We start from the raw sequence: 5,218 nt of genomic DNA, 5'->3' as shown, positions 1-5,218 counted from the left end.
GTCCAAATGGACTTTTTATTTTCTATCAAGTGTTCAATTTAATTTTACAATCGGCGAAAAATAAGATATCAATATTTTTCTTGATATCTTAAAAATTATAACAATACCACTCAAGTGGATTTTGTAATTTACGATCATATTCTGAATATCCTTCATACACTATTTGCTTGCCACGAATTTTAACAGTATGTAGTTCCCTCATAAAATAGTCTTTAATGTATCTATCTCTACGAAAGAGAACCATCTTATTATAAAAAATATTTTTACAAGCTATTTCTACCTTCACGTGTTCGAAATCGCGAGTAAATCTATTTTTAAAATCATCATCAAACTGTTGATATTTCATTAGATCAGGTTGTGCTTTCTCAATATCAGAAATTAAATCATATGAAAAAACACTAAGATCACAATCCCATAGTATATCGTCAACATCATCAAATTGTTGCTTATTTAAACGCTCATCACTATTTTTTACTTGGATTAAAATATTGTCTTGATCAGCTTGATCCTTAGCAATCTCTGCTATTTGCTTGCTTTGAAGTTCATGATCACGATCTTTAAGCGCCTGCAAATTCATAATGCTAGATTTTGAATAAAAATAGTTATGTAATGCAAAATCAAGGTTCATAAGACCACGTGAATCAATTAACAACTCTTCTGTGCCATCTTCATTGGTTTGATCCAAATAACTAAAACCATCTTTATTCACTTTGTCTTTAACAGTAGAGGTGATTTTTTCTGTTAGATCTTTCATCATTTTTTTATCATGTTCACTCACTTTTTCCCCCAAGTATTCTCTTAAGTATTCTGGATCAAAAATTTCTTTACTTTCAAAAAACTTATATTTCATATCGAGTTTATTGATTATTTGATCAACCGTAATATAGTAGTTCTTATTCATTTCATAGCGTTTAATAGCCTTTTTTTCATTAGTTTGTTTTTGAGTCATTTTAAGTTTCTCCTTAATTAAAAACAAAAAAGGCAGCTAAGCATTTCGCTTAACTGCCTTATTACCAAATATAATTTTTCCTAGTTGTTAGCCATATACATTACGGCATTTTCAGCTATAAGATACTCAAAAATTTCATCATCATCCAAAGGATATTTGTCCCATTCAACATCGTCATCTAAAGGAATATCAATATATTTTTCTTCATTAGTTTGCTTTTGAGTCATCGTAAAAATCTCCTTAATTAAAAATAAAAAAAGAGGGGGTAGCCAGCATAATGCTTAGCTACCCCCCGATACTGATAGTTTTGTGTAACCGCTTTACTAGCGGGAGAACAAAAAAAGGGACGCTTCTAAATGTAAACTTCGTCCCTTTTTCCTCTTTTTCGCTTGGATGCTACGTTTTCGCAGCTCCCCGATTCCTATGTGGTCTCGCGTTGCTCGATCATTATAATCTCAAATCTCCTTTCAGTCAATAGTTTTTTTTTTTTTTACAAAGAAATTGGGGACAAGAGAAAAAAAGCAATGGAGAAAGAGAAAAAAGAAGTTTTGCAGTGGATGAATGCACTAGAGATATCCAAGAAGATAAAGAAGAAGTTTTGCAGTGGATGAATGCACTAAAGATATCCAAAAAGATTATGATAAAAAGTCTTGCAACGACCAAAAAAAGGTCGCACTAAAGATATCCTTAATAAATAATTATTTTGTTAACTTATGCTTATCTGCCATGAATGTCATCTGCTAACAAAATAATTATTTTTGAATGTCCCTTTTCTTCTGCAAGTTTTGGATTCTTGCCCAAGTATGGATCAAGCTTAGTATCACGGTAAGTGTTACTCTTTGAGTAGTAGCCGTGATCGGTGTCAACACCAGTAAGCTTACCTGCATTTGAGCCCAAGGCATTTTCATGATAAATGCCATTACCCCAAGGAACTAGATAAGACATATCTAGTTTGTTAGGCAACTTACCATGTACTTTAGGTCCACCGCCTTTTCCTCCAGATTTCTTAGAAGGACCAGGCTTTCTTTCAGAAGTACCAAGCGGTGTAGCTTTACCACCTGAGCCACCTTGTTTAGCTCTCTTTTGCATTTCACTACGTGAAACTGCGAGAACTTCTTCAGCGGGTGCAATTACAGGTCCAATGACTCCGCCTAGTAAACCAGCTGTTCCGATTAACATCGAAGCCTTTTCTAATTTACTATAAAGTGAAGTCTTATGGTGCGTCTTGCCACGTACCCGCGGTTTGGTTAATACTTTATTAACCAAATGTATCACTTCTTTCTATAACGTTATAAAAACAAATTTGTCGATTTGTGAAACAGAGTTTCTTCGTTTCACATCTACTATTTTATAGCAATTTTAAGTTTGTGAATAAAAAAGTTGAAGAAGTCTAAACACTGTTCTAAGTAAGAAGTACATATGCTTTAATATTTCACAAAGTAGCTAAATTTCCATCTTATTAATGCACTTTTATATGAAACATGCACTCTAAATTAATCCACGATTTCTTATTTTTTCTTCCCCGATTTTTTGTTAATTTTTAACGCCTAAAGTGTTTTTCTTAGGCACTTAAGCCTACAACGTCCAAAAGGCCTTAAATTATAAAGTAAATTTTTATCCCGGATTTACAAAATACATATTCAATATAACAATTTTACTTTCATCAAGAAGAGAATCTAATCTTTTACGATGGTTTCTCTTTTTTTGTTTATGTCTCACTATTATTTTTTTACAGTAGACGTTACCCATTAAAAAATTTAATAAAATTAACCTTGGTTTATACTGATAAACCAAGGTTAATTATGCTTAATAATCCGGCTTTATTAATTTAAAAACTTTATGTTAATCTTCTAGTTAGAGTTTTTTAATATTACTTTATTTTTTAATTCATTTATAGTAATAGCTAACGTTAGAATTCCCATACACAAAGGATATAAAAAATTAGAAGTAGTAGATTCCCCAAATATCATTGGTCCTACAATATTCTGTAATTGTCCTCCCAAATTTATAGCACTTAAATCCAAAGTCAAATATTGAGATCTACTAAATTCAACCATATAAACAGCTAGAGCTGCAGAACTAAATAACTCAGCTATTATTTGAACAATAACTAACAATATTAGTAATATTAAATAAAACTTTTTTGTATTATTAATGTTAGAAATAACTATTCCAAAAAATGATATCCCTAAACAGAATCCAGAAATAATCCAAAAAATATCATAAACTTTCTTTTGAACGGCAATTTTATTTACAAAACCTTGAAAAAGAGCAATAACAATAGTATTACATACAAACGCAGTAGGTGCCATCCATGTTAAGTTAGTAAAGTTTTTTACAACTAACAAAGGAATATAAACGTTTAGTAAAGTCCTATGAAATGAAAAAATAAAGTTTTCAATAATCAAATTAAATCTTTTTTTATTTATTAAGGAACTTTTAATTGCTTTAAAAGATGTTAATGGTGAACGCTTAATATTAGCTGACGTTACATCAACATCTTTTAAAGCATAGTTATAAATTAAAACAACTAATATAAAAGAAAAAGCATTAATAATCAAAGCTATAAATAAATTTAATTTAAAAAAACTTATTATTCCACTTATACCAGCACCGATACCATATCCCAGATTAGTTGGTAAAGCCATATTTCCCATTAAAATCGAAGCTTTTTCTTTACTCAACGGTGCAACTATTAAACTTCTAGTTAAAGAGGCTGCGGATCGATCAATTATTCCAAACAAAGTCATAAAAATTAAGAAACTAATATTTCCTTTTATCCCTTGCCATAACAACATTCCAAATGCTCTTAATATATAAGATACCGAAAATATTCTTAATTTTCCTAATCGATCAGCAAGGTATGCAACAGGTACGGAAGCAACCATGCCAGATATTGCTGATAAAGTCAGCCCTATTCCTATCAAAGTTGCACTGACATGACTATTATTCAAAAAGAAAATAGTTGAAATACTAACGAACGAACCTGTTCCTAAAGAATCTACGCCAGAAGCTAGTAAGGCAGCTCGCTCAATTAATCTTTCTTTATTTATAGCGATCATTTTATTTTGCCACAAGTTGGACAATCTGAAAGTTTAGGGATTGGAATTTTATAATAATCATTTGAAAAACTGGATGCGCAAAGCAGATATCCACGAGCTAAATCTCCTTTTTCCAAGATAATCTTCAAAACTTCATTAGCACCCATTACACCAGCAATACCAGTTCCTATACCCCAAACTGCTACTGGTCCTCTACGACTTTCAGCTAAATCTGGAAATGCACATTGTAAACACGGATCTACTTTAGCATCAAGCATAGTCAGTACATAACCATAGCCATACTGTGCAGAAACATGTACCATAGGGATATTATTATCTACACAATATTTATTGACCATTAAACGTTGTTCTGGACCATCTCCACCTTCTAAAACAATATCATAATTAGATAATAAAGTATTGATATTTTGAGGTGTAACTTTTTCTTCTGAGTCAATTATTTGAATTTCTGGATTTAAATGCCTCAATCTATTCGCAGCAACTTTAGCTTTATATTTTCCAATATCATCAGTGGTATACAATATTTGTCTATTCAAATTACTTAATTCAATTTTATCAAAATCAATGATCTTAATTTTTCCCACTCCAGCAGCTGCTAAATAATAAAGCAACGGTGATTTAACTCCACCAGCACCTACGCTAACTACACTAGCATTACTTAAGCGTTTTTGACCCTCTTCACCTATTTCTGGCATTTGAATTTGTCGATTATATCTAGAATTTTCAAATATCATTTTCTATTCCTTTCTTAAGCAAAAGAGCCTGGATATTTCCAGACCCCCAAAAAAAGGCTCTTAAATTAACCGTCACAAGTAACCACACCTACTAATGCAACATTATCAGTCGCATTAATTGTTTGGTTAAACTTGGCTAATTTTCCATTTACTAAAACTCTACATAACTTTCTAGGCTCATTTAACGTGGTATTAAAAATATTATGTTTCAAGTCTTCATCTAAAGATACAACTCTTTGAATCATATCTTTTACTTTTGAACCTAAACGTAAATCATAATCAATATGATTTACTCCCAATCTACCTTCAGCAATACCTCTTAATTGAACAGTAATCATTTGACCTTATCTCTTTTCATTAAAATCAGATTCTAATACTAGACAATGATTATTAATACCGTTTATCCTTACAAATCTGTGAGACTGTAAAATAGTTTGTGTAAGGATGAATGATTCCTTAAATTTATTTCTTTA

6 protein-coding genes are annotated in these 5,218 nt (G+C 31.1%); all 6 read right to left on the bottom strand.

The annotated features are described in order from the left end of the window. Positions 1–88: 88 nt before the first annotated feature. Complete coding sequence (locus CP355_RS09370) at positions 89–949, bottom strand: hypothetical protein (protein ID WP_087712520.1); 861 nt, start codon at positions 947–949, stop codon at positions 89–91. Positions 950–1,029: 80 nt separating this feature from the next. Continuing rightward, complete coding sequence (locus tag CP355_RS10330) at positions 1,030–1,176, bottom strand: hypothetical protein (RefSeq protein WP_157662325.1); 147 nt, start codon at positions 1,174–1,176, stop codon at positions 1,030–1,032. Positions 1,177–1,666: 490 nt separating this feature from the next. Then, complete coding sequence (locus CP355_RS09365; protein WP_087712521.1) at positions 1,667–2,215, bottom strand: hypothetical protein; 549 nt, start codon at positions 2,213–2,215, stop codon at positions 1,667–1,669. A 584-nt stretch (positions 2,216–2,799) separates the two neighbouring features. Beyond that, on the bottom strand, positions 2,800–4,011 hold the full coding sequence (locus tag CP355_RS09360; protein WP_087712522.1) for an MFS transporter: 1,212 nt from the start codon (positions 4,009–4,011) through the stop codon (positions 2,800–2,802). Then, positions 4,008–4,745, bottom strand: a complete 738-nt coding sequence (locus CP355_RS09355; protein ID WP_007125836.1) for a HesA/MoeB/ThiF family protein — start codon at positions 4,743–4,745, stop codon at positions 4,008–4,010. Before CP355_RS09355 ends, CP355_RS09360 begins: the two co-directional genes overlap by 4 nt. A gap of 65 nt (positions 4,746–4,810) precedes the next feature. Continuing rightward, positions 4,811–5,083, bottom strand: a complete 273-nt coding sequence (locus CP355_RS09350) for a MoaD/ThiS family protein (protein WP_007125837.1) — start codon at positions 5,081–5,083, stop codon at positions 4,811–4,813. Positions 5,084–5,218: the final 135 nt, after the last annotated feature.

Origin of the sequence: Lactobacillus sp. UMNPBX4 (assembly GCF_002554115.1) — a bacterium.
GTDB lineage: Bacteria > Bacillota > Bacilli > Lactobacillales > Lactobacillaceae > Lactobacillus > Lactobacillus gallinarum.
This window is presented reverse-complemented; position numbering and strand designations above follow the sequence as displayed.

Excerpts from the sequence above, each read along its gene's own strand:
- CP355_RS09370 (WP_087712520.1), bottom strand. The coding sequence starts at position 949 with ATGACTCAAAAACAAACTAATGAAAAAAAGGCTATTAAACGCTATGAA.
- CP355_RS09350 (WP_007125837.1), bottom strand. The coding sequence starts at position 5,083 with ATGATTACTGTTCAATTAAGAGGTATTGCTGAAGGTAGATTGGGAGTA.
- CP355_RS09355 (WP_007125836.1), bottom strand. The coding sequence starts at position 4,745 with ATGATATTTGAAAATTCTAGATATAATCGACAAATTCAAATGCCAGAA.
- CP355_RS10330 (WP_157662325.1), bottom strand. The coding sequence starts at position 1,176 with ATGACTCAAAAGCAAACTAATGAAGAAAAATATATTGATATTCCTTTA.
- CP355_RS09360 (WP_087712522.1), bottom strand. The coding sequence starts at position 4,011 with ATGATCGCTATAAATAAAGAAAGATTAATTGAGCGAGCTGCCTTACTA.